This is a genomic window from Pseudomonas serboccidentalis (genome assembly GCF_028830055.1).
Taxonomy (GTDB): domain Bacteria; phylum Pseudomonadota; class Gammaproteobacteria; order Pseudomonadales; family Pseudomonadaceae; genus Aquipseudomonas; species Aquipseudomonas serboccidentalis.
The window spans coordinates 3,559,419-3,583,508 of the sequence record NZ_CP101655.1; the positions used below are offsets into that span (position 1 = coordinate 3,559,419).

Genomic DNA, 24,090 nt, shown 5'->3' on the forward strand with positions numbered 1-24,090 from the left:
CTGTGTACCCGGAACCATTCACCAATGAGAACGGATGACGTCTGGAAATAATTAGTCGGCAGGCTGGATCGCCAACGGGGGCAGGCGTGTGGCGGTGTGTCGCAGTTCTCGCTTCGCACCTTTACGGAGCATTACTTCTCTTTCTCAATTGACAATCATTATCATTCAACATAATTTGTCGCTCGATGTGTAGGACGACCCCTCCCCCAGGCGTCCCACTAACCTATTGGCAGCAAGGTGATTTCCATGACGGAACAAGTATCCACAAGCAGGTGCGATTCACCGCTACTTCAGGCCTTCGTCGACAATCGACTGATTCTGGTGAAGATTGCCGCGCGCATTACCGGCTGCCGTTCGCGCGCCGAAGACGTGGTGCAGGATGCGTTCTTCCGGTTGCAGTCGGCCCCACCGATCACCTCGTCGATCAAGGCGCAATTGAGTTACCTGTTCCAGATCGTGCGCAACCTCGCCATCGATCACTACCGCAAACAGGCGCTGGAACAGAAATACTCGGGCCCCGAGGAGGAAGGGTTGAACGTGGTCATTCAGGGCGCTTCGCCGGAAACCTCGCACATCAACTTCTCGACGCTGGAACACATCGCCGACGCGCTGACCGAACTGCCGAGCCGCACCCGCTACGCCTTCGAGATGTATCGCCTGCATGGCGTGCCGCAGAAAGACATCGCCAAGGAGCTGGGCGTCTCGCCGACCCTGGTCAACTTCATGATTCGCGATGCGCTGGTGCACTGCCGCAAGGTGTCGGGCAGCCGTGGGGATGCGGCATCGATGGGTCGTCGTTAAGCCCGGTTCATCGCAAAAAAAGATCGCAGCCTTCGGCAACTCCTACATGAAATATTTGCTTCTGTAGGAGCTGCCGAAGGCTGCGATCTTTTGCTTTTACGCCAACTTGCACCGATCAAAAAACCGCTCACGCCCCAGAATCATCAACGCCGCGCGCTTGTGCGGGAAGTCGAATTCTTTCTCGCAGTGAAAGCACTGGTTGTGCATGTGGCCGATCATCTTCGCGTTGTCGGCACGCGGTTCAGCGACCACCCGCTGCGTGCGCGGATCATCCAGAAACAGGTAGTGCACCAGCGCTGACAGCCAGCTCGCCACCTTGTGCGGACCACGGTGATCCTCCTCCCCCACCAGCATGTGAATGCCACGGTCGTAATTGTCGGCGTCGTAGAACGGCGCGATACGGTCTTCCTTGGCCCAGTAGGCTTCGAAGTAGGCAAACGGCTGATCGTCGAAACAGCCGATCAGGGTCAGGGTGTGCGGATCAGCATTAAGCTTGCTCAGGTATTCGCGATGCTGCTCGAGAGTGCCCTCTTCCTGCCAGAAACTGGCGACACGCGGATTGTTCTGCCAGCGATTGAAACGCGCCAGGTCCTGCTCGATTTCAACTGTACGCAGGGAAATCCACGCGCCAAGACGCGCATCGAAACGTCGATAGACCTCACCGCGCGGTTTCACCGGGCGCAGCGGGTGGCGTTTGCCATTGCTGATCACCATCTGTTGCGGGTAGCTGCCGCTCAGGGATGTACCGAGCCATGGCTGCGGCAGTTGCCAGAACAGCGTACGTTCGCAGCGATACTCGCCGGCGACCTCGGTGCTGACCAGCAGCCCGCTGAGCAAGGCTTCAGTGGGGGGCTGATCCAGTTGCCAGATCAATTGCTGGCGTACCGGCTCACGGGCAAACAACCAATAACAGGCCGCCCACAGCGCCAGGCCTGGCGGCAGGGCGAAACGCTCATCGAGCTGGATCGGGCCGTTGCCTTCACGATCCAGACGCAGGCGAATCAGCGGTTGTCCGTCCAGGCTCAGGCTCAGACGGCTTTCAGTTGCATCGGCTATCAGTTGGCTGCCCGAAGGCAGGGCCAGGGCAGTCAGGTCATTCAGATTGGACATGGGTCGGGCTCACGATAATCGTCGACAGTTCAACGATGGGACGTGAGCCGAGAGCGGAAATTTACCCGTCCGGGTGAGAATCGCTCAGTGATGCGGCACCGGCACCACGGCAATCTTGTACGGATCGAAGATCTTCAGCATCTGCCCATTGTCGCGCAAACCCTGCAGCAACTTGCCGAATGCCTCACCGGTGATCGGCGCGGTCGGGCGCAGAATGGCGTAATGGTGGTAGATCTGGTCGATGCGCTGCGATACCAGCAATTCGTCGCGCACTTTCTCGTTGCGCAGCAGGTAATCGAACAGGTACGAGCGCGTGACCAGAGCGATATCGGCACGGCCGCGCAGAACCATCAGCAGGTTGCTGTCATGGGAATAGGTCAGCGTGGCGTTGAAGGTATCGGCGAGGTATTTGGGGTCGGCATTGAAGTTGGCGAATTCGTAGTGATAACCGCTGTACAGCGCCAGGCGTTTGCCCTTGAGGTCGGCGAAATAGTTCTGCTGGCGACCGTTTTCACGCTGCGCGACGAAAATCTCGGCATCTTCCAGCCCCATGTCGACGTCGGTGTGCGCAATCTCCTTCCAGCCCCAGTCGGGATTCTCGAAGATCGCCATGTCGATCCGGCCCTGCTTGAAATCACCGAAGCGCCGGGGAATCGAGGTTGGCACAAGGACAAACTGATAGTCGGTCTGCAATGCATTGAGCGCTTCGACCAATTGCGGCAGCAGGCCGGTGTCGGCACCACTTTCCGGACGTATGGTGTAAGGCGGAAAATGCGCCGCACCCACCCGAACCAGTTGCGCTGCCTGTGCGGGCAACACCCAAAATACCGCCAGCGCTACGAGCAAAAGCCCCGCGGTCGTCCGAATTGGCGAAGACTTCAAAACACCCCACTCCCCGAAAAAATACCGATCAATGCATTCAAGCTAGGCGGTTTCGCCCAGTTAGCCAGTTTCCCGGCCGGTTAGAAAGTGGGTCAGCGCTCTTCGAGCACCAGAATCAGCGCTTCATCAGCCAGCTGATCGAGGCTCAGACTGCCACCGGCACGGAACCAGGTGGTGGTCCAGGACAGCGCACCCGTGAGAAAACGTCGGGTTACAAATACATCGCCCCGGATGAACCCCGCCTCCTTGGCTTCGCCCAGTACCTGCAGCCAGATGTCTTCGTAGACATCGCGCAGCGCCAGCACTTTGGCCTGACCTTCTTCGGACAAGGAGCGCCATTCGTAGACCAGCACCGCCATCGCTTCGCCGCTGCCGCCCATGATCGACTGCAGCTCGCAGCGGATCAGCGCCAGCACCCGCTCGCGCACACTGCTCGCATCGGCCAGCGCGGCGCGCATCAACGCAGTGTTGTAACGAATGGTCTCTTCCATCACCGCACGGAGAATTTCATCCTTGCTTTTGAAGTGATGAAAAATGCTCCCGGACTGAATCCCCACCGCCCCGGCCAGATCGCGCACGGTGGTGCGTTCATAGCCCTTGTTGCGGAACAGGTGAGCGGCCACTTGCAGCAGTTTGCCGCGAGCGCTGTCAGGATCGGTCAGTTGGCCTTGGTCGACCAGTTCGCGCATGACCCTCAGGGCTTTTTGCTCGTCCACCCGTTCTCTCCTACAGTCGATCAGTCTGTTGCCCCCTGAACACGCAGGGTTGCGCGCAATTTAAGCCGCGGGCCGCGACCAAGCAAGCGCTTGGGCAGAAGATATTTCAGCTGTTTACAAACCAAGCGCTTGCTTGGTAGCCTCCAGACACTTCTGTCGCAGGTTCCTGAGTCGGAGATCATAATGCCAACCACCGTTCGCATCGGATGCGCCAGCGCATTCTGGGGTGACACCAGCACCGCCGCCGCCCAGCTTGTGGCTGGCGGACGCCTGGATTATCTGGTGTTCGATTACCTCGCCGAAATCACCATGTCGATCATGGCCGGTGCCCGCCTGAAAGACCCACAGGCCGGATTCGCCGGGGACTTCATCGAAGTGCTCGCTCCGCTGCTGCCGCAACTGGCCGAACACAACATCCGCGTCATCAGCAACGCCGGCGGGGTCAATCCACAGGCCTGTGCCGCCGCCCTGCAAGCGGCCTGCGACAAGGCCGGTGTCGCGCTGAAAATCGCCGTGCTGCTGGGCGATGACCTGCAACCGCAATTCCAGCAACTCGCCTCTCAGGGCATCCACGAGATGTTCAATGGCACGCCGCTGCCGCCAATGTGCGTGTCGACCAACGCCTACCTGGGCGCGCCGGGCATCGTCGAGGCGTTGCGCCTGGGTGCCGACATCGTCATCACCGGGCGGGTGGTCGACAGCGCGGTGGTCAGTGCGGCGCTGGTGCATGAGTTCGGCTGGGCATGGCACGACTACGACAAACTCGCCCAGGCCGCGCTGGCCGGGCACATCATCGAATGCGGCGCGCAGTGCACCGGCGGCAATTTCACCGACTGGCGCGACGTACCGGATTACGAACACATCGGTTTTCCCATCGTTGAAGTCAGTGCCGACGGCCAGTTCATCGTCAGCAAACCCGAAGGCTCCGGCGGCTTGGTGACGCCGCTGACCGTCGGCGAACAGATGCTTTATGAAATCGGTGATCCGCAAGCGTATTTGTTGCCGGACGTGGTCTGCGATTTCACTCAGGTCAAACTGCAGCAACAGGGCAAAAACAGCGTGCATGTACACGGCGCCAAAGGCTTGCGCCCCAGCGACAAATACAAGGTCAGCGCCACTTGGCCGGACGGTTTTCGTTGCACCGCCAGTTGCCTGATCGCTGGCATCGATGCGGTGGACAAGGCACGACGCGTCAGCCAGGCGATCATCGACAAGACCTCGGAGATGTTCAGCCAACGTGGCTGGCCGCCCTACAGCGAAGTCGACATCGAACTGCTCGGCAGCGAAGCCACCTACGGCCCTCACGGCCAGCGCCGGGACAGCCGCGAGGTGGTGATCAAACTCGCCGTGCGCCATCCACAGAAACAGGCGCTGGTGCTGTTCTCCCGCGAGATCGCCCAGGCCGCCACCGGCATGGCGCCGGGGCTGACCGGCATCGTCGGCGGACGCCCGACGGTGTACCCGCTGATTCGCCTGTTCTCGTTCCTGATCGATAAAACCGCCTGCACCCTGCAAGTCGCCATGGCCGGTGAACAACATCCCTGCGCCCTCCCCGCGCAGATGCCGCTCGACAGCCACGACCTGCCAACCCCCGACCAGCCGCCCAAACCCCAGGGCCGTGCCGACGCCAGTGTGCCGTTGGTGAAACTGGCCGTGGCGCGATCCGGAGACAAGGGCAATCACAGCAACATCGGCGTCCTCCCGCGCCGGCCGGAATACCTGCCGTGGATCGCCGAAGCGCTGACCCCGGCAGTGATCGTCGACTGGATGCGCCATGTGCTCGACCCGATTCACGGCCGGGTCGAACGCTGGTATCTGCCCGGCACCCACAGCCTGAACTTCCTGCTGGAAAACGCCCTCGGTGGCGGCGGTGTCGCGAGTCTGCGCATCGACCCACAGGGCAAGGCCTTCGCCCAGCAACTGCTGGAAATCCAGATCCCGGTGCCGCAGAGCATCGCCGAACAACTCGACTAGAGGTTGGGCTTCATGGCTTACGCATCGATTTTCAAAGCCGATCTGTTCAGCGGTCAGACCATCATCGTCACCGGGGGCGGCAGCGGCATCGGGCGCTGCACCGCCCATGAACTGGCGGCGCTCGGGGCCACGGTGCTGCTGGTCGGGCGCAAGCCGGAAAAACTGCAAAAGGTCGCCGCCGAAATCGCCGAAGACGGCGGCCGCGCTCACTGGCAAGCCTGTGACATCCGTGACGAAGAAGCAGTGAAACAACTGGTCGGCGAGTTGATTGCCGAACACGGGCCGATCCACGGTCTGGTCAACAATGCCGGCGGCCAATACCCGTCGCCGTTGGCCTCGATCAATCAGAAAGGCTTTGAAACCGTGCTGCGCACCAATCTGGTCGGCGGTTTCCTGATGGCTCGGGAGGTGTTCAACCAGTCGATGAGCAAGCACGGTGGCAACATCGTCAACATGCTCGCCGACATGTGGGACGGCATGCCCGGCATGGGCCACTCGGGCGCGGCACGTTCGGGCATGGACAACTTCACCAAGACCGCCGCCTTCGAATGGGGTTACGCCGGTGTGCGAGTCAATGCGGTGGCGCCGGGCTGGATCGCTTCCAGTGGCATGGACACCTACGAAGGCGCGTTCAAAGCGGTGATCCCGACCTTGCGCGAACATGTGCCGCTCAAGCGCATCGGCACCGAATCGGAAGTCAGCGCGGCGATCGTTTTCCTGCTCAGTCCGGCAGCGGCCTTCATCAGTGGCAGCACCTTGAAAATCGATGGTGCGGCGAGTCTCGGCAACCGCGCGTGGCCGCTGCACAAGGCGAGCCACAGCGAGTCGTTCAACGGATTCCATCGGGCCTACTTGCCCGACGTCCTCAAGGACAAGGAGTAAGCCATGCCGCAGATCCAGTCCCAACTCGATCCGCACAGTGAAGCCTTCGCCCGCAACCGCGCGGCGATGCTCACGGCCATCGAGCAAGTGCAGCAACTGGAACAGCACCTGCTGAACAAGGCTGCCGAAGCCAAGGCCAAATTCGACAAGCGCGGCCAACTGCTGCCCCGCGAACGCCTGAACCTGTTGCTTGACCCCGGCGCACCGTTCCTCGAACTGGCGAGCCTGGCCGGCTACAAACTGCACGACGACAAGTACGGCAGCGCCGCCGGTGGTGGGCTGATCGCCGGCATCGGTTACGTGTCCGGCGTACGGGCGCTGGTGGTGGCCAACAACAGCGCGATCAAGGGCGGCACGATATCCCCCACCGGCCTGAAGAAATCCCTGCGTCTGCAGCAGATCGCTCAGGAAAACAAACTGCCGGTGATCACCCTCGCCGAAAGCGGCGGCGCCAACCTCAACTACGCCGCCGACATCTTCGTCGAAGGCGCACGCAGTTTCGCCAATCAGGCGCGGATGTCGGCCATGGGCCTGCCGCAGATCACCGTGGTGCACGGCTCGGCTACGGCCGGTGGCGCGTATCAGCCGGGGTTGTCGGATTACGTGGTGGTAGTGCGCGGCAAGGCCAAGCTGTTTCTCGCCGGGCCGCCGCTGCTCAAAGCCGCGACCGGCGAAGTCGCCACCGATGAAGAACTGGGCGGCGCCGAGATGCACGCGCAGGTTGCCGGCACTGCCGAATACCTGGCCGAAAACGATGCCGACGGTGTCCGACTGGTGCGCGAGATTCTGCGCATGCTGCCGTGGAACGAGCAACTGCCGTGGCTGCCGGAGCCGCAATACAAGGAGCCGCTCTACCCGATCGACGAGTTGCTCGGGCTGATTCCCGACGACCCGAAGAAGCCCTACGACGTGCGCGAAATCATTGCGCGAATTGCCGATGACTCGGAGTTTCTCGAATTCAAGGGCGAGTTCGATCAACAGACCGTGTGCGGTCAACTGAAAATCCAGGGCCGCGCCTGCGGCCTGATCGGCAACAACGGCCCGATCACGCCGGCCGGTGCGAGCAAGGCAGCACAGTTCATTCAACTGTGCGACCAGAGCCAGACGCCGCTGCTGTTCTTCCACAACACCACCGGGTTCATGGTCGGCACCGAGTCGGAGCAGCAAGGCGTGATCAAACACGGCTCGAAGCTGATTCAAGCGGTGGCCAATGCGCGCGTGCCTAAACTGACCATCGTCGTTGGCGGTTCCTACGGTGCCGGCAACTATGCGATGTGCGGGCGCGGTCTCGATCCACGTTTCATCTTCGCCTGGCCCAACAGCCGCACGGCCGTCATGGGTGGGGCGCAGGCCGGCAAGGTGCTGCGCATCGTCACCGAGGCCAAGCAACTCAAGGAAGGACTGGTGCCGGACCCGAAAATGCTCGACATGCTCGAACAGGTCACCGCGCAGAAACTCGACAGCCAGTCGACCGCGCTCTACGGCAGCGCCAACCTGTGGGACGACGGCCTGATCGACCCGCGCGACACCCGCACCCTGCTTGGTTATCTGCTGGACATCTGCCACGAGGCCGACATCCGCACGCTGCAACCCAACAGTTTCGGCGTCAGCCGCTTCTGATCGCCACGGATCCCAAGGAGAACAATAAAAATGATCTTCACCCCGGAACACGAAGCACTGCGCCGCACCGTCCGCCAATTCGTCGAACACGAGATCAATCCGCACGTCGAGGAATGGGAAAAGGCCGGGCGTTTTCCGATCCACGAGATTTTCCGCAAGGCCGGCGAGCTCGGCCTGCTGGGAATTTCCAAACCGGAAAAATTCGGTGGCATGGGTCTCGACTACAGCTACTCGATTGTCGCCGCCGAAGAGTTCGGCACCATCCATTGCGGCGGCATTCCGATGTCGATCGGCGTACAGACCGACATGTGCACCCCGGCGCTGGCCCGCTTCGGCTCCGATCAATTGCGCGAAGAATTCCTCCGTCCTGCCATCACCGGGGAGCAAGTCGGGTGCATCGGGGTCTCGGAAGTCGGTGCCGGCTCTGACGTCGCCGGGCTCAAGACCACCGCGCGCAAGGACGGCGACGACTACGTGATCAACGGCAGCAAGATGTGGATCACCAACTCGCCGAGCGCCGACTTTATCTGTCTGCTGGCCAACACCTCAGACGACAAGCCGCACATCAACAAGTCGCTGATCATGGTGCCGATGAACACGCCGGGGATCAGCCTCAGCTCGCACCTGGACAAGCTCGGCATGCGCAGTTCGGAAACCGCCCAGGTGTTTTTCGATAACGTGCGCGTGCCGCAGCGCAACCGCATCGGCCACGAAGGTGCCGGTTTCATGATGCAGATGCTGCAGTTCCAGGAAGAACGTCTGTTCGGCGCAGCGAACATGATCAAAGGCCTGGAATACTGCGTCGACAGCACCATCGAGTACTGCAAGGAGCGCAAGACCTTCGGCAACGCGTTGATCGACAATCAGGTGATCCACTTCCGTCTCGCCGAACTGCAGACTGAAATCGAATGCCTGCGGGCGCTGGTCTATCAGGCCACCGAGCAGTATGTGAAAGGCCAGGACGTCACGCGTCTGGCATCAATGGCCAAGCTCAAGGCCGGGCGCCTCGGCCGGGAAGTCAGCGACAGCTGCCTGCAATATTGGGGCGGCATGGGCTTCATGTGGGACAACCCGGTGGCCCGCGCCTATCGCGATGTGCGATTGGTGTCGATTGGCGGCGGCGCCGACGAAATCATGCTCGGGATCATCTGCAAACTGATGGGCATCCTGCCGGGGAAAAAGAAATGAGCACCCTGCCCGACTGCCAGACCCTGCTGCTCGAACAGCATGGCGGCGTGTTGCACATCACCCTCAACCGCCCCGACAGCCGCAATGCGATGAACCTGCAAATGGTCGCCGAACTGCGTGCGGTGTTGGCGGCAGTGCGGGATGACCGTCGTGTTCGCGCCTTGGTGCTCAGTGGCGCCGGCGGCCATTTCTGTGCCGGTGGCGACATCAAGGACATGGCCAATGCCCGCGCCCAGGGGGCCGCAGCCTATCGCGAGTTGAACCGCGCTTTCGGCGCCCTGCTGGAGGAAGCTCAGCACGCGCCGCAAGTGCTGATCACCGTGCTACAGGGCGCAGTGCTGGGCGGCGGGTTCGGACTGGCCTGCGTCAGTGACATCGCCATGGCTGACCATCAGGCGCAGTTCGGCCTGCCGGAAACCAGCCTCGGGCTGCTGCCGGCGCAGATTGCCCCGTTCGTGGTGCAGCGCATCGGTCTGACCGAAACCCGCCGACTGGCACTGACTGCCGCGCGCTTCGACGGCCATCAGGCACGACGTCTGGGGCTGGTACATTTTGTCGAGCAGGACCCGCAAGCGCTGGCCGAGCGCCTCGATGAGGTTCTGCAGCATGTGTTGTGTTGCGCACCGGAGGCGAATGCCATGACCAAGAAGTTACTGCTGGCCAGCGCCGGGCAACCGTCGAGTGAATTGCTGGACGAGGCGGCGCAGTGGTTCAGCGAGGCGGTGACCGGGGCCGAGGGGGTCGAGGGCACCCTGGCTTTTGTGCAAAAGCGTAAACCGAAGTGGGCCCTTTAAAAGCATCGCGAGCAGGCTCACTCCTACAAGGGGATTTGCGTCGTTCACAAAACCTGCAGGAGTGAGCCTGCTCGCGATGAGGCCAACACATTCACCGCCACAATTTCAGGAACAAGACCATGCCCGCCATCCACAAAATCCTGATCGCCAACCGCGGTGAAATCGCCTGCCGCATCCAGCGCACCGCTCAGGCCCTGGGTTATCGCACCGTCGCCGTGTTCAGCGACGCCGACGCCGAGGCCTTGCACGTGCAGATGGCCGATCAAGCGGTCAACATCGGCCCGGCCCCGGTGCAACAGTCCTACCTGAACATTGCGGCGATCCTCGACGCCGCGCGCCGCAGCGGCGCCGACGCGATCCATCCCGGCTACGGTTTCCTCTCGGAAAATGCCGGGTTCGCCCGCGCCTGCGAAGAGGCCGGGCTGACCTTCATCGGCCCGAGTGCCGAGGCCATCGAGCTGATGGGCAGCAAGCGCCTGTCGAAAATCGCCATGCTCGACGCCGGTGTGCCGTGCATCGCCGGCTATCAAGGCGCCGCGCAGGACGACGCAACCTTGCTGCGCGAAGCCGAGCGTATCGGCTATCCACTGATGATCAAGGCCAGCGCCGGGGGCGGCGGGCGCGGCATGCGTCTGGTGCACAGCCGCGACGAGTTGCCGGCACAACTGCGCACAGCCCGCTCCGAGGCATTGAATGGATTCGGCAGTGACGAACTGATCCTCGAACAGGCGCTGATCGAACCGCGGCACGTCGAGGTGCAACTGTTCGGCGACAGCCACGGCAACCTGGTTTATCTGGGCGAGCGCGATTGCTCGGTGCAGCGGCGCCACCAGAAAGTCATCGAGGAGGCGCCCTGCCCGGTCATGACCCGCGAGTTGCGCCAAGCCATGGGCGAAGCCGCGCTCAAGGCTGGCCGCGCGGTGAATTACGTGGGTGCCGGTACGGTCGAGTTTCTGCTCGACGCCCGTGGGCAATTCTACTTTCTGGAAATGAATACGCGTCTGCAGGTGGAACATCCGGTCACCGAGTTGATCACCGGGCTGGACCTGGTCGCCTGGCAACTGGCCGTCGCCGAAGGGCAGCCGCTGCCATTGACCCAGGATCAGGTCACCCTCAACGGCCACGCGATGGAAGTGCGCCTGTATGCCGAAGATCCGACGCAGAATTTCCTGCCGCAGACCGGGTGCATCCAGGCCTGGGAACCGGCCTTGAGCGCGGGCGCGCGGATCGATCACGGCTTGCTCGAAGGTCAGGCGATCAGCCCGTTCTACGACCCGATGCTCGGCAAACTGATCGCCCACGGCGCCACCCGCGAAGAGGCGCGGCGCAAGTTGCTGCGCGCGGTGCAAGACAGCGTGCTGCTCGGCGTACAGAGCAATCAGCGCTTGCTGGACAGCCTGCTGCAACATCCGCAGTTCATCAGTGGCGAATTCAGCACCGCGTTCATCGTCCAACATTTCACTGACCACCCAAGTCTGCAGGCCCACATCCCCGGCGCCGAGGAGCTGGCCATCGCCGCCGTGCTGTTTTACCAGGCGGGCGCACAGGCGCATCGTGCATCGCTCAAGGGCTGGCGCAACAACGCCGGAGTACCACTCAATTACCGCCTCGGCCTTGAGGAAAAGGACTGGACGCTGCAACTGCTTACGGGCACCGATGGCCGCTTCACCGTGAACGTGATGGAACGTTCGTTGGCGCTGAAGGTTATCGATTGCAACGAGCGCTCGGTGACCCTGGAAATCGACGGCCTGCGCCAGCGTCACGCCTATCGACTGGCGGGCGAAGCGCTCTGGCTGTTCACCCATCCTGGCAACCTGCGGCTGGAGGATCGAACTCATGCACTGATCAGCAGTCAGAGCAGCGTCAGCTCCGGCACGCTGAAGGCGCCGATGGACGGTGCCATCGTCGACGTGCTGGTCAGCGAAGGCAGCCCGGTCAGCAAGGGTCAGTTGCTGGTGGTGCTGGAGGCAATGAAAATGGAGCACCCGCTCAAGGCCGGCATCGACGGCGTGCTCAAGCGGGTGCAGGTCAAGGTCGGCGATCAGGTAAAAAATCGTCAGGTTCTGTTGCAGGTCGAGTGAGTCGCCAGGCGCAAACGCAAGGTTTGACTACGCTCTGATCTATCAGGACGCGTAAATCAGGAAACCTGCGATGCCCCATTGGCTGGTCATTGATCTGGAAGCCACCACAGATGAAGGTGGCTGGCCGGTTACGGAAATGGAAATCATCGAAATCGGCGCCACGCTGGTCGATCGTGCCGGTCGCGAGCAGGATCACTTTCAGCGTTTCGTCAAACCGACCCGACGGCCGTTGCTGACGCCGTTCTGTCGTGAGCTCACGCACATCACCCAGGCCAACATCGACGCCGCGCAGCCGTTGAGCGTGGTCTGGCCGGCTTTCGAACGCTGGCTCGGCCAACACCAGACGCGGCTCGAAGGCTGGGCCAGTTGGGGGGATTACGACCGCAAGCAATTGCTCCAGGAATGGCAGCGTCTGCAACTCGACAGCGTATTGAGCCGGGTGCCGCACATGAACCTCAAGCAACGCTTCGCCAAGGCCCGGCGCCTGGAACGGCCATTGGGCTTGAACGGCGCGCTGCAACTGGCCGGCATGCAGTTCAGCGGTCAACAGCACCGGGCGCTGGAAGACGCTCGCAACACCGCACGGTTGTTGCCGTTGGTGTTGCCACTCTAGAGTCAGGGCGGGAACTCGCCGGACACGCCCCGGGCAGGTGACGGCGCCAGGAGCCTTGTGCATACTGGCCAGCCTTTTGTAACCCTTTTTTGCCCTTTTCGAGAGGAATCGCCCATGTTCAAAGTCAACGAGTACTTCGACGGCACCGTCAAGTCGATCGCTTTTGGCACCGCTGAAGGTCCGGCGACCCTCGGCGTCATGGCCCCGGGCGAATATGAATTCGGCACCGCTCAGCGTGAAATCATGCACGTGGTCTCCGGCGCACTGACCGTTAAACTGCCGGACAGCAGCGACTGGGAAACCTTCGCCGCCGGCAGCCAGTTCAACGTACCGGCCAACAGCAAGTTCCAGCTGAAAGTCGCCGTCGACACCGCTTATCTGTGCGAATACCGCGGCTGACACCTCGGCTTTCCCCGGCGCAAAAAAATGCCCGTGTCCAAGGACACGGGCATTTTCATTTCAGGGCCGGTTACTCGAGGATTTCCACCGACATCCCGACTTCCAGTTGACCATTGCTGTCGTTGACCAGATTCTGGCCGAACATCGCGCCATCGGCCTGGGCACGGTATTTCTGCAAGGTTGCCAGCGGTTCGCGATCGGCACTGCGTTCGCCGGTCTGCGGATCGATCGTGGTCAGAATGCAGCGCGAGCACGGTTTCACGACACGGAATTCGACGTCGCCGATGCGAATTCGCTTCCAGCCATCCTCGGCAAACGCTTCGCTGCCCTCGATTACCAGATTCGGCCGGAAACGCAGCATCTCCAGCGGTCGTCCAACCTTTTGCACCAAATCCTGCAGCGACGCTTCGCCGATCAGCAACAGCGGGAAACCATCGGCGAACGCAACCTGATCGTCCTCGCGGCCAAATCCGGCCTGAGTCATGCGGGCGCGGTTCAACGGCACCTGCACCAGCCGGGTGGGTTTGCCAATGAAATCGCTGACCCAACGGGCCGCTTCGTCACCGGCATCCGGTACGCGCAAGGTATCGCGCCAGATGGTCACGCCGCGCAGGTCGGTATCTGCCTCCGGCAACGGCACATCCAGCGCCGCGTGCCCGGGCGCGCTGAGGGTCAGCCCGCCCTGCGCATTCCATAGCGCCGCCAGCTGACTCATTTTCGCCTCGGCCCGCTGGGTCAGGAAGCGCCCGCTGGACTCGTCCACCAGCATCCAGCGTCGGTCACCTTCAAGGCCCAGTTTGTCCAGGCCAATCGATTGCAGAATCTCGGGCTTGCCGGATTTCAACGGGTAACGATAAAGCGCGCTCAGACGCAGCATGGCCAACTCCCTGGTGGCTAAAAAAAGCCACCCTATACGAGCTTGATCCGCGAATCAAAGCCTGAGTCCGGACACTGCACGACAATGCAGGAGCTGTGTGATGTTGTGATCAGGCAGGCACTTCATCCAGCATCAGACGCTGGCGCACCACATCGACCAGTTTGTCCGGCTGGAACTTGGAGAGGAAGTTGTCGCAGCCGACCTTCTTCACCATCGAGTCGTTGAAGCTGCCGGACAGCGACGTGTGCAGCACCACGTACAGGCCGCGCAGCCGTGGGTCGTTGCGAATTTCGGTGGTCAGGCGATAACCGTCCATCTCCGGCATTTCCGCATCGGTAAACACCATCAGCAGCTTATCGGTCATGTGCACGCCGGTATCGGCCCAGGCCTTGAGCATGTTCAACGCCTTCAGACCATCACTGGCAATGTGCATTTTCACGCCGAGCTGGCCGAGGGTGTCGCGCAGTTGCGAGAGCGCGACGTTGGAGTCGTCCACCAGCAGCACTTCGCGGCCACGGGCACGTTCCAGCACCGGATCATCGAGCTTGTCGCGCGAGACCTTGGCGTTGTACGGGACGATTTCGGCGAGGACTTTCTCGACGTCGATGATTTCCACCAGTTGCTCGTCGACCTTGCTGATCGCGGTCAGGTAATGCTGGCGTCCGGCGCTGGTCGGCGGCGGCAGAATGGCTTCCCAGTTCATGTTGACGATGCGATCCACGCCACCGACGAGGAAGGCCTGCACCGAACGGTTGTATTCGGTCACGATAATGGTGCTGTTCGGGCCCGGCACCAGCGGACGCATGCCAATCGCCTGGGACAGATCGATCACTGGCAGCGTCTGACCGCGCAGGTTGACCACGCCACAGACAAACGGGTGGCGCTGGGGCATCAGGGTCAGCTTCGGCAACTGCAGAACTTCCTGAACCTTGAACACGTTGATCGCGAACAATTGGCGTCCGGCCAGTCGAAACATGAGAATTTCCAGGCGATTCTCACCCACCAGTTGCGTGCGTTGGTCTACCGTGTCGAGAATGCCGGCCATCAATGACTCCTGGGCTTGTTCTGATGAATTCACTAAGAGGGATTATCGGCTGTTTATGGCGAATCTTGATCCCCGCAAAAATCGCTATCAAAATGCCATGCGCAGGCATTGATGTCACATTAACATCATGCTTTACTGACTCGGTGACTTCATCTGCTACATTCTCTTCTGGCGCGACCACGGTTTGCGCCACAGGTTCCCGCGCGTAAGGGATTCCCCTAGGCACAATCAGGCCCAACCTGATGTTCGCAATATCCAATAGCCATTAATGTGACGCCATTCTCATTGCATGAACGGAGTCAGGCTATTGTGTGCGATCGCAGGTCAGTGGAAACCCACCCTCTGGAAAACCTCAGTCAGTGCACTTGCACAGTGGGGCGCGATCTCCCGACGATTCACGAACGTCGACACACACGGCATTCCCTCATCAGACATGACGCTGTGGAGATAAGCATGCCAATCGACCGTAAAGACTGGGCACAACGCTTTCCCGAATTTCTCGTCGAGGCGCAAACGCTCCTGGCCAAGTCCGAAGAGTGCCTGAGCCATCTGCAATTGATCAGCAACGACAAGGACGCCATCGACTGCATGCTCGGTACCCTGCTCAAACTCGCGAGCCGGGCCGAAGCCTTGGCGCTGGAAGCGGTTTCCGAGTTCTCCCTGCACATTCACAGCCTGCTCAATCACGCACCGGAACATATCGATCTGCACGCACAGGCGCTCGACGCGCTCAAAGACTGCTTCACCCTGATGGCCTGGCAAATCGAACTGGTCGACCAGAACACTGGCCAGTTGAGCCTGGATGCCAGCGAACAGACGTCCCTGATTGAAGCCTTCGCATTTCAGGTCGGTCAAAGCCAGTTTCAACCGCCGCTCTCGACCCAGCCGCCATTGCTCGCGCCCTACCTGGAGCGTCAGGCCTGATTTGCCGCGACCCATGCGCAAATCGAAGCCGTAGATCCGAATCGCTGAATGTCGCAATTGAATAGTTCATACCTGCCAACGACCAGCCGAATTAAATAATCACACCTGATACCAGCGGATATTTTCTCGCGGCCTCAGGGTTTGCCTGTGTCCAGGCAACGAGCAACTTCGGGCAATATCGATATCTATCGAGTGCATTAAAGCGAGCTTTTTTCCATTATGGAACTCACGTCCAACATGGCGTCTTTCCTGACTCAATGGACATATATGGCAACGCGACCAACGGTATCTTAAGTGGTATTATACCGGCCACTAGTTGCTTTCAATTAATGGCACAGTGATTGAATGACGGACATCCAGCGAAGTTGGCGGTCAGACATCGCTCACTGAGCCTCGTCAAAATCAATCACATAATTGACAGTATTTTCAGACAGAGACCCGCCAGCCACCGGCCGGTCTACCCGCAGCGAACATCCATTGGCTCCATCCGTTATGTACGCCAGCCTCAAGTCGATCATTACATGGCCACCCTCCCGGGAAAATGCACGCCGGTTCACACTCATATTGTGTGTCATCGCAACCGTCGGCTGCCTGCTGACCTATGGTTTTTCAGCACCACTGTCACTGGGTTTGCTGCTGTTGAACGTCGCAGCCACTGCTTGTGTCTGGGTGCAATATCGACTGTCACGCAAATCGATCAAGTTCCAGCCCCAGGAACTCGCGGACCGCTTGCTCGAAGTCCAGGAAAACGAGCGGCACCGACTCAGCCGCGAACTGCATGACGACATCGGCCAGTTGCTGACCGCCGCCAAGCTGCAAAGCGAATGGCTGAAGAAACGCCTGCCGCCAGACTTGCAAGAGCAATGCTCGACGCTTTGCGACACTCTGGACGAAACCCTTAACAAAGTGCGCGATGTTTCGGCCATTCTCAACCCGCGCCAACTGACCAGTCTCGGGCTGGAAGCCAGCCTGCGCGCGCACTTGCTCAAGACCCTGACCAACACGCCGGTGCACTGGAGCCTCGACTGCCAGCAGCGGCTCAATGGCATCCCGGAAGAAATGGCGGTTGCCGCCTTTCGCATTACCCAGGAAGCGGTCACCAACATTCTGCGTCACGCGCAGGCCAAAAACCTGCTGATCCGCGTACAACGCCTGCCACAAGGCCTGACGTTGTTCATCAGTGACGATGGTCTGGGATTTGCGCCTGCAGCCGATCCGGGGCGCGAAGGACAACGTGGCATGGCCGGGATGGCCGAAAGAATCGAACAGTTGGGCGGCACGCTGAACGTCATCAGCGAGCCGGGCAAAGGCACTCAAATCGAAGCACTATTCCCCTGGGCGCCCCGTGCACTCGAGCGGGCCAGTACGAATAAGGTTATGCGTTGACTTGTAACTTACTTCTGGTGGATGACCACTCGCTGATCAGGGCCGGCGTGCGCGCTCTGGTACTCGACATTCCCGGTTACGCGGTCATTGGCGAAGCCAGCGATGGCTCACAGCTGCTCGAAATGGTCGAGCAACTGGCGCCCGACATCGTGCTGCTGGATATCTCGATGAAGGAAACCGGTGGACTGGAAGCCCTGCAGCGGCTCAAGCGGGTGCGCCCGCAAAGCAAGGTGCTGATCCTGTCGATGCACACCGATCCGGCGCTGATCATGCAGGCGCTGGAGTCCGGCGCGCACGGTTATCTGCTCAAGGACACCACGGCCACCGAGCTTGAACATGCGCTTGAAGCGCTGCGCAACAACGAACGCTACCTGAGCCCGGCGATCGCCCATACCGTGATCAACCAGGCGCTGACCCGCACGCAGAAAAACCAGCCGGAAGTGGCCGACTCGCACAACCTGACGGCACGTCAGCTGGAAATCCTGCGGTTGATCGTGCGCGGCAAATCCACCCGGGAAATCGCCAACGGCCTGGGCCTGAGCATCAAGACCGTCGAAACTCACCGCTCGCAGATCATGAAACGCCTGCAGATCTATGACGTGGCGGGTCTGGTGCTGTTCGCGGTGCGCGAACAGATCATCAGCCTGGACGACTGATCGACCGTACACCGCCCAACAGCGGCGAATGCTCGGGCAAGTGCACCTGCAAGGCTGCGGGGCGCGCCTCGAAGCGCAGGCTCTCGCCCTCCAGCGGCTCGCCATCCAGATTGATGCTCAATCCCTCGGCAACCTTGATCTCGACCCAGGGCAAGCGGGCCCGGACAAACATATTGTCGAGACCAAAGCCATCAGTGAGCAGATTCTTCAGCGTACCAACCAACTCCTGTGGCGCCGGCAGGATGCTGATATCCAACAGGCCATCATCGGCCAATGCCTGCGGACACAACACGTGCCCGCCGCCCGCCTGGCGACCATTGCCGATGCCCAATGCCAGCAGCTCGCCACTCCAGTGGAAATCCGGCCCCTGTAATTCACCGTAGGCCGCATGCAATTCGCTGAACCGCGACAAACCGGTGAACAGATAGGCGGCCCCGCCGAGCACTTTTTTCAGATCCTCAGACGTATTGGCCGTGACCTGGCTGCCGAAGCCGCCCGTCGCCATGTTCAGGAAAATCTGCCCACCGACTTCGCCCAGATCTATGTCACGCGCTGGCACATCCAGCAGTTCCAGCGCCTCGGCCGGCTCCAGCGGGATCCCCGCAGCACGGGAAAAATCATTGGCCGTCCCCAGCGGCAACAGCACCAGACTGGCCTGATGCGGATGTGCGGCAAGCGCTTCGGCGATATCCCGCAGCGTACCATCCCCGCCACCGGCGATGATCTGCCGGTACCCGCCAGCCAGTGCCTCTTGCACCAGACGTTGAGCATCACCGGCCTCCCAGGTCAGACGTACCGCCACCTCCCAGCCCTGCTTGCGTTTTCCTTCGACGGCGGCGCGAACCGCCTCATTGAGTGCCTGCTTGCCATGCAGAATCAACAGCGCCCTGCGTTCACTCATAATGGTCACTCCCCACGATTGAATCGGTCTGAGACATCTTGACCACTGGCGCACGCAAAAAAGCCGCAAGAATCACTTTTAATTCAAGCGGCTGATCTGTTGCGTCCTACAGGGCGGTATTTTTTCTTACAACATGTGAGGAATCGGCTCAATTGACCCGTCGCGATCATTGATTCACCGTGTGCAGGTGGTATCAATCTTCGATTTAACAACACAAGGATGTGCAGGTAATGAGTGGATACACCCTCGGAACGGGTAACAGTTTGAATGATGGAAAGGTTAGCGAGCTTACATTTGAAACTGCCGACGGACATTTCCATGCATAGCCATGAAGCCAGAGTCTCAACGAGTCCGGTGGCCCCTCTCACCGAAAGTCGCGCCAGCCACAAATCCGATTTCAAAAAGAGCGCCAGAACCACCGGAGAAGTCGATATGGAACCGCGCGTGACCGAACTGGAAACCCATCTCAAATACATTCGCCGGGATATGGATGAAGTCCGCAGCGATGTCAAAACGATCAAACACCGTCTCGCCTATTCGGCGGGGGCAACAGCGGTGGTGTTGGGACTGCTGGGATGGGTCGCCAACAGCCGGTTCGATCAGTTGGTCACATTGATGAGCCATTGATTGGGGAACGCAGGCATCGACGCGGTATCGGTCGAGCCTGCACTTGCAAGACGGGGCTCAGCCGAGCAGATCGCTCAGAGGGATGAAGACAACTTGATCGTCTTCTACCAGCGTGCGCCCCTCCAGCACTTCTACCAATCCATCCGCCCAGGCAGCGCTGCGCAGCACGCCTGAACTTTGATTGCGGTAGATGATTGCCCGTCCCTGTTCGAGTCGGCCGCGCAAGTATTCACGCCGATTACCCGCCACAGGCCAGACAAACCCTGCTGGCACCGAGAACTTCAGCGGTTCGACATCCTGCACACCCTGACGCCGCAACAGGTAAGGCCGCGTGAGCAGGGCAAAGGTCACCAGCGTCGAAGCGGGGTTACCGGGCAGACCAATGACCGGCACATTGCGAAAATGGCCGAACGTCAGCGGTTTCCCAGGTTTGATTGCCAGTTTCCACAGTGCCAGCTCGCCCTCTTCTCTCAGTGCGATGCCAAGAAAATCCGCTTCGCCAACTGAGACACCACCCGTGGAAAGGATCAGATCAACATCCTGCAACTCGCCCAAGCGCGCACGGGTGGTGGCCAGATCATCCGGAAGAATGCCGGCATCGACCACCTCACAACCCAGGCGCTGCAGCCAGCTGCACAATACCACCCGATTGCTGTTGTAGATCTGGCCCGGGCCCAACGCCTGGCCTGGCTCGACCAGCTCATCTCCGGTAGACAGCACCGCCACCCGCACCTTGCGCACCACATTGAGCCCGGCGCAACCCAGCGATGCCGACAAACCTTGCTCGATCGGCCCCAACCGCGTGCCTGCCGGCAGGACCAGCTCACCGACGGTGGTTTCCTGGCCTTGCGGGCGTATGTTCTGGCCAACGCTCATGGCTTGGGTGAAACGCACCCGGCCATCGTCCTGAACCTCGGCGTTTTCCTGCATCTGCACGCAATCCGCTCCGGCAGGTACAGGCGCACCGGTAAAGATTCGCGCACAAGTGCCGGGTTCCAAAGGCTCGGGCGCCTGCCCGGCGAACACCTTTTGGCTGACCGGTAGCGGCTCGCCCGTCCAATCGGCGAGATTCAGGGCGTAACCATCCATGGCGCTGTTTGGCCAGGGCGGCAGGTCCAGTGTGGAGATCAAGTCTTCGGCCAGCACCCGCCCCTCAACGTCAGCCAACGGCAGGAACTCACGCTCAACAATCGGCGTGGCATCGGCCATTGCCAGCAGGCGGGCCAGCGCTACTTCGACAGGCATCAGGCTGCCGGTCTTGCCCGGCTTACCCACGGGATTCACAAGGCGCCGCCTGTTTCAGGTGAGGCACGAAGTTGCACGGACGGTGCCGCGAATCCAGCTGCTCGGCCAGAATGCCATCCCAACCGGTGCGCACCGCGTTGGTCGATCCGGGCAGGCAGCACACCAGCGTGCCATTGGCCAGACCGGCCAGTGCCCGCGATTGCACGGTCGAGGTGCCGATGTCAGCGACCGAAATCTGACGGAACAACTCACCAAAGCCATCGACTTGTTTGTCGAGCAGGCACGCCACGGCTTCCGGTGTGCTGTCACGCCCGGTGAAACCGGTGCCGCCGGTAATCAGTACGACCTGCACCACGTCCTCGGCAATCCAGTGGGCAACTTGCGCGCGGATTTTGTACAGGTCATCTTTGAGCAAAACCCGTTCGGCCAAGCGGTGGCCGGCAGCGGTCAGGCGGTCGACGAAGACCTGGCCTGAGGTGTCGGTTTCCAGGGTTCGGGTATCGCTGACAGTCAGCACTGCAATGTTCAGCGGTGCAAAAGGTACATCGGCCTTGGCTTTCATTAGGCTCGTCCAGTTGTAGGAGAAACAGCCCGGTGTTATATCACAGCGCCTGAATTTTTCGCCGCCCTGCTGGAGAGCTGCCATGACCTCGAACACGCCATTGCCCCCCTGCTCCATTCTGCTCCTGGCGGGCGGACGCGGTCAGCGCATGGGCGGCCAGGACAAAGGCCTGGTCGAATGGCAGGGTGAACCGCTGATTGCGCATTTGCAGCGCAAGGTGCGGCCGCTGACCGACGATCTGATCATCTCCTGCAACCGCAATCGCGAGCGTTATGCCGCCTACGCCGACCAACTGGTGAGCGATGAAGAAGGCGACTTTCCGGGCCCGTTGGCCGGCATCCTCGCCGGACTGAAGGCCGCGCGCCGGTCACACATGCTAGTTCTGCCCTGCGACGTACCGCGCATCGACGCCGCGCTGCTGCACGACATGCGTGCAACCGCCGGCCAGTTTCCTGAAAAACCTTTAATGTTGCGTCATGACGACCACTGGGAACCCCTGCTGTGCGTGATTCCGGTGGCCCTTTTACCCGCGTTCGAAACCGCCTGGAACGCCGGTGAACGCAGCCCCGGCCGGGTCATGCGCAACCTCGGCGCCACGGCCCTGCAATGCCCGGACAATGACCCGCGCCTGGCCAACCTGAACACCCCCGAACTGTTAAATGCGCATAACACTGTGTCAGACTGACAGCATTCAAGGAACTCTCAGGCCTTGTATACGTCTCAAGCTCAGTAACCAAAAGTATTCCCATTCGGAGACACACCCATGACTCAACGGACCCTCGCCACTTTCATGCTCGCACTGGGCCTGGCAACGCTCGCTGGTTGCTCGTCGCCAACAGTGATCACCTTGAATGACGGTCGCGAAATCCAGGCCGTCGACACCCCTAAATACGACGAAGATTCGGGCTTCTACGAGTTCAAGCAACTGGACGGCAAAGAGACCCGCATCAACAAGGATCAGGTTCGTACCGTTAAAGAGCTGTAAGCTTTACGTCGACACCGGATACAGAAAAGCCCGCATTGCTGCGGGCTTTTTCATGGGCGCTGGAAAAGTGAACAGCGTCACCACTGCAGGGTGATCTGGCTCTCGAATGACCGCTCTTCGCCCGTCACCGGGTCGACAAAGCGCAACCCCTGCGCCAGCAACTTCAACGGATTGGCGTAGTCATCCTCAACGTCTTTCAACACATCCGGGTAAAACGGATCGTTACAGATACTCGCCCCCAGCGCGGTCATGTGTACCCGCAACTGATGCTTCTTGCCGGTCACCGGGTACAGCCCGTAGCGCCACAGCTCGCCGTTCTTTTCCCGCACCTCCACCGCTGTTTCCGTATTGGCGATGCCTGGGCCTTCCTGCATGCGGAAGAACGGTTCGCCATCGATCAGACGACTTTTGTGTACGAGGGGAAATTCCAGCGCTGGCAGCGCACGGGCGATCGCTTCATAACGTTTTTCGATCTGCCGGGTCGGGAACAACGACTGATAGGCCGAACGGGTCTGCGGATTGGCCGAGAAAATCACCAGCCCCGCCGTGTGCCGGTCGATGCGGTGCAGCGGCACCAGATGCGGGTTGTCCAGGCGCCGGATCAGTCGGCGCAACAACGTCTGCTCGACGTACTCGCCGGCCGGTGTCACCGGCAGAAAATGCGGTTTGTCCGCCACCACCAGATGTTCGTCCGCATAGAGGATCGATTCCAGCACCGGAATTGGCTTTTCATCCGGCACTTCACGGAAGTAGTGAATGCGCAGGCCTTCCTTGTATGGCAGGTCCAGCGCAATCGGCTGGCCCTGACCATCCAGCACCCGCCCCCGGGCGATCCGGTCCAGCCATTGCTCGCGACTGATCGCACTGAAATGCTCACACAGGCAATCCAGCACGGTCAGCCAGGCGCCCGGCGGCAAGTAAAGGGTGCTGGCCTGATTCTTAGCAGCGGAAAATGTTGGTGTGGACATACGGAAATTCGAACCCTCAATGCAGGTCGGCATTATCCAACACCGAGCGATACGAACCTAGTGCAGATTCCGCCGCCCGCCTCAGGCCGGGATCGCCTTCAGCGCTGCGGCTTCGGTGAATTCCTTGAGCCAGCGCAGCACATCGACCGCTTCCCAGCGCCCCGGGTCATACAAGGCGTACAGCAGCCCCTGATAGCCGACAACATCCAGTTGTTTGTGATAACCGGCACGCTGGAACAGCGCCTCGATTTCGGCGAAGCAAGTATTGAAATGCAATTTGTTGAACGGCGTCTTGCCCTCCGTGACCAGCCCGTCCAGACGCAGCTCGAGGACCGCCTCGCGCACCACGTCAACCGACATCCGGTTCACGCTGTTCTTCAACTGTTCGACATTGACCACGGTTCGTCCCTCTGACTGCCGGATTCACCTGCTCAAGTCATGAAAAGCAGCAGGCCAACCCAATTACTGTATAGACATACAGTAACCGAATAATCCGCAAAGTGCCAAGGGATGGATGCACGGTCGCGACCGGCGGAAGACAGTGGCACGCCACCGGGAAACGGCTCAGCGTAGGAATGCCACCACCTGATCAGCGTTGAATGGCCAGCCCAGTTCTGCGCCATTATCCACCCGGCGCAGCAGCGGAATCCGCAGGCTGTAAGCCTCGTACCAGGATTCATCGTCGGCAATATCCACCAGCTCCACCAGCAGACCGTGCTCGACAAAAGGCATCAATTCGGCCTCTGCCAACTCGCACAGATGACATCCCAGGGTGCCGAACAACTGACATTCAGGAGGCATGATCGCTCAACCGGAAAAATGAGCGTTCATTCTAGGCCCGCCTCGAAAACCCG

The 24,090-nt window shown here is 60.5% G+C and carries 26 protein-coding genes; 15 read left to right on the forward strand and 11 right to left on the reverse strand.

Translation table 11 applies throughout. The features are described 5' to 3' along the window. Window positions 1-246 precede the first annotated feature (246 nt). Window positions 247-801 carry an RNA polymerase factor sigma-70 gene (locus NN484_RS16075; protein WP_027613402.1) on the forward strand — a complete coding sequence of 185 codons (555 nt, stop codon included), beginning with the start codon at window positions 247-249 and terminating at the stop codon, window positions 799-801. 96 nt (window positions 802-897) lie between these two features. Here the strand turns inward: NN484_RS16075 and NN484_RS16080 are convergent, their stop codons facing one another. The 3 genes from NN484_RS16080 to NN484_RS16090 form a co-directional block, all read right to left on the reverse strand. After that, window positions 898-1,911 (reverse strand): GNAT family N-acetyltransferase, encoded by a 1,014-nt coding sequence (locus NN484_RS16080; RefSeq protein ID WP_215501957.1) that lies wholly within the window; start codon window positions 1,909-1,911, stop codon window positions 898-900. An 84-nt stretch (window positions 1,912-1,995) separates the two neighbouring features. Beyond that, window positions 1,996-2,793 (reverse strand): substrate-binding periplasmic protein, encoded by a 798-nt coding sequence (locus tag NN484_RS16085; protein ID WP_127648730.1) that lies wholly within the window; start codon window positions 2,791-2,793, stop codon window positions 1,996-1,998. 92 nt (window positions 2,794-2,885) lie between these two features. Then, window positions 2,886-3,509: a TetR/AcrR family transcriptional regulator gene (locus NN484_RS16090; protein WP_127648731.1), complete on the reverse strand. Its 624-nt coding sequence runs from the start codon at window positions 3,507-3,509 to the stop codon at window positions 2,886-2,888. A gap of 183 nt (window positions 3,510-3,692) precedes the next feature. On the opposite strand from NN484_RS16090, the gene NN484_RS16095 reads away from it, so the two are divergent. From NN484_RS16095 to ppnP, 8 genes are all read left to right on the forward strand, one after another. Beyond that, window positions 3,693-5,483 carry an acyclic terpene utilization AtuA family protein gene (locus tag NN484_RS16095; RefSeq protein WP_274657464.1) on the forward strand — a complete coding sequence of 597 codons (1,791 nt, stop codon included), beginning with the start codon at window positions 3,693-3,695 and terminating at the stop codon, window positions 5,481-5,483. A gap of 12 nt (window positions 5,484-5,495) precedes the next feature. Next, the gene (locus tag NN484_RS16100; protein ID WP_274657465.1) at window positions 5,496-6,365 is read left to right on the forward strand and encodes an SDR family oxidoreductase; all 870 of its coding nucleotides are present in this window, start codon (window positions 5,496-5,498) and stop codon (window positions 6,363-6,365) included. Between the two features lie 3 nt (window positions 6,366-6,368). Further along, a complete protein-coding gene (gene atuC / locus NN484_RS16105; RefSeq protein ID WP_274657466.1) occupies window positions 6,369-7,985 on the forward strand; it encodes a geranyl-CoA carboxylase subunit beta in 1,617 nt (538 codons plus the stop codon). A gap of 30 nt (window positions 7,986-8,015) precedes the next feature. Then, the gene (atuD, locus tag NN484_RS16110; protein WP_274657467.1) at window positions 8,016-9,173 is read left to right on the forward strand and encodes a citronellyl-CoA dehydrogenase; all 1,158 of its coding nucleotides are present in this window, start codon (window positions 8,016-8,018) and stop codon (window positions 9,171-9,173) included. Continuing rightward, window positions 9,170-9,967 (forward strand): enoyl-CoA hydratase/isomerase family protein, encoded by a 798-nt coding sequence (locus NN484_RS16115; protein WP_215501962.1) that lies wholly within the window; start codon window positions 9,170-9,172, stop codon window positions 9,965-9,967. The genes atuD and NN484_RS16115 overlap by 4 nt, the downstream gene beginning before the upstream one ends. 119 nt (window positions 9,968-10,086) lie before the next feature. Next, complete coding sequence (locus NN484_RS16120) at window positions 10,087-12,048, forward strand: acetyl/propionyl/methylcrotonyl-CoA carboxylase subunit alpha (RefSeq protein ID WP_274657468.1); 1,962 nt, start codon at window positions 10,087-10,089, stop codon at window positions 12,046-12,048. A gap of 70 nt (window positions 12,049-12,118) precedes the next feature. Continuing rightward, window positions 12,119-12,661, forward strand: a complete 543-nt coding sequence (locus NN484_RS16125) for a 3'-5' exonuclease (protein WP_127648738.1) — start codon at window positions 12,119-12,121, stop codon at window positions 12,659-12,661. A gap of 114 nt (window positions 12,662-12,775) precedes the next feature. Further along, window positions 12,776-13,060: a pyrimidine/purine nucleoside phosphorylase gene (ppnP, locus tag NN484_RS16130; protein WP_127648739.1), complete on the forward strand. Its 285-nt coding sequence runs from the start codon at window positions 12,776-12,778 to the stop codon at window positions 13,058-13,060. A gap of 70 nt (window positions 13,061-13,130) precedes the next feature. Here the strand turns inward: ppnP and NN484_RS16135 are convergent, their stop codons facing one another. Further along, window positions 13,131-13,937, reverse strand: coding sequence for an MOSC domain-containing protein (locus tag NN484_RS16135; RefSeq protein ID WP_127648740.1), 807 nt, complete (start codon window positions 13,935-13,937; stop codon window positions 13,131-13,133). Between the two features lie 109 nt (window positions 13,938-14,046). Next, window positions 14,047-14,982: a chemotaxis protein CheV gene (locus tag NN484_RS16140; RefSeq protein WP_102353997.1), complete on the reverse strand. Its 936-nt coding sequence runs from the start codon at window positions 14,980-14,982 to the stop codon at window positions 14,047-14,049. Window positions 14,983-15,435: 453 nt separating this feature from the next. On the opposite strand from NN484_RS16140, the gene NN484_RS16145 reads away from it, so the two are divergent. The 3 genes from NN484_RS16145 to NN484_RS16155 all read left to right on the forward strand — a co-directional run bounded on the left by NN484_RS16145 (window position 15,436) and on the right by NN484_RS16155 (window position 17,948). Then, entirely contained in the window at window positions 15,436-15,906 is a 471-nt protein-coding gene (locus NN484_RS16145) for a hypothetical protein (protein ID WP_215501965.1), read from the forward strand. 492 nt (window positions 15,907-16,398) lie between these two features. After that, window positions 16,399-17,292 (forward strand): sensor histidine kinase, encoded by an 894-nt coding sequence (locus tag NN484_RS16150; RefSeq protein WP_274659301.1) that lies wholly within the window; start codon window positions 16,399-16,401, stop codon window positions 17,290-17,292. Further along, a complete protein-coding gene (locus tag NN484_RS16155) occupies window positions 17,289-17,948 on the forward strand; it encodes a response regulator (protein ID WP_127648742.1) in 660 nt (219 codons plus the stop codon). Before NN484_RS16150 ends, NN484_RS16155 begins: the two co-directional genes overlap by 4 nt. Here the strand turns inward: NN484_RS16155 and yegS are convergent. After that, window positions 17,932-18,849, reverse strand: a complete 918-nt coding sequence (gene yegS / locus NN484_RS16160) for a lipid kinase YegS (RefSeq protein WP_274657469.1) — start codon at window positions 18,847-18,849, stop codon at window positions 17,932-17,934. The two genes, NN484_RS16155 and yegS, sit on opposite strands and share 17 nt — an antisense overlap. Window positions 18,850-19,167: 318 nt before the next feature. Here yegS and NN484_RS16165 point away from each other — a divergent pair, with 318 nt between their 5' ends. Continuing rightward, window positions 19,168-19,476: a hypothetical protein gene (locus NN484_RS16165; protein WP_174823769.1), complete on the forward strand. Its 309-nt coding sequence runs from the start codon at window positions 19,168-19,170 to the stop codon at window positions 19,474-19,476. Between the two features lie 57 nt (window positions 19,477-19,533). On the opposite strand, the gene NN484_RS16170 is transcribed toward NN484_RS16165, so the two are convergent. Both NN484_RS16170 and moaB read right to left on the reverse strand, forming a co-directional pair. After that, complete coding sequence (locus NN484_RS16170; RefSeq protein WP_274659303.1) at window positions 19,534-20,721, reverse strand: molybdopterin molybdotransferase MoeA; 1,188 nt, start codon at window positions 20,719-20,721, stop codon at window positions 19,534-19,536. Window positions 20,722-20,743: 22 nt separating this feature from the next. Next, a complete protein-coding gene (gene moaB, locus NN484_RS16175) occupies window positions 20,744-21,283 on the reverse strand; it encodes a molybdenum cofactor biosynthesis protein B (protein ID WP_003226719.1) in 540 nt (179 codons plus the stop codon). An 82-nt stretch (window positions 21,284-21,365) separates the two neighbouring features. Between moaB and mobA the strand changes: the two genes are divergently transcribed. Beyond that, on the forward strand, window positions 21,366-21,968 hold the full coding sequence (mobA, locus tag NN484_RS16180; RefSeq protein ID WP_274657470.1) for a molybdenum cofactor guanylyltransferase MobA: 603 nt from the start codon (window positions 21,366-21,368) through the stop codon (window positions 21,966-21,968). 78 nt (window positions 21,969-22,046) lie between these two features. Next, window positions 22,047-22,268: a YgdI/YgdR family lipoprotein gene (locus tag NN484_RS16185; RefSeq protein WP_003226722.1), complete on the forward strand. Its 222-nt coding sequence runs from the start codon at window positions 22,047-22,049 to the stop codon at window positions 22,266-22,268. A gap of 77 nt (window positions 22,269-22,345) precedes the next feature. Here the strand turns inward: NN484_RS16185 and NN484_RS16190 are convergent, their stop codons facing one another. From NN484_RS16190 to NN484_RS16200, 3 genes are all read right to left on the reverse strand, one after another. After that, window positions 22,346-23,236, reverse strand: a complete 891-nt coding sequence (locus NN484_RS16190; protein ID WP_274657472.1) for a pseudouridine synthase — start codon at window positions 23,234-23,236, stop codon at window positions 22,346-22,348. A gap of 81 nt (window positions 23,237-23,317) precedes the next feature. Then, window positions 23,318-23,635, reverse strand: coding sequence for a hypothetical protein (locus tag NN484_RS16195; RefSeq protein WP_064588512.1), 318 nt, complete (start codon window positions 23,633-23,635; stop codon window positions 23,318-23,320). A gap of 165 nt (window positions 23,636-23,800) precedes the next feature. Beyond that, window positions 23,801-24,037, reverse strand: a complete 237-nt coding sequence (locus NN484_RS16200; protein WP_127648748.1) for a glutaredoxin family protein — start codon at window positions 24,035-24,037, stop codon at window positions 23,801-23,803. Window positions 24,038-24,090 lie beyond the last annotated feature (53 nt).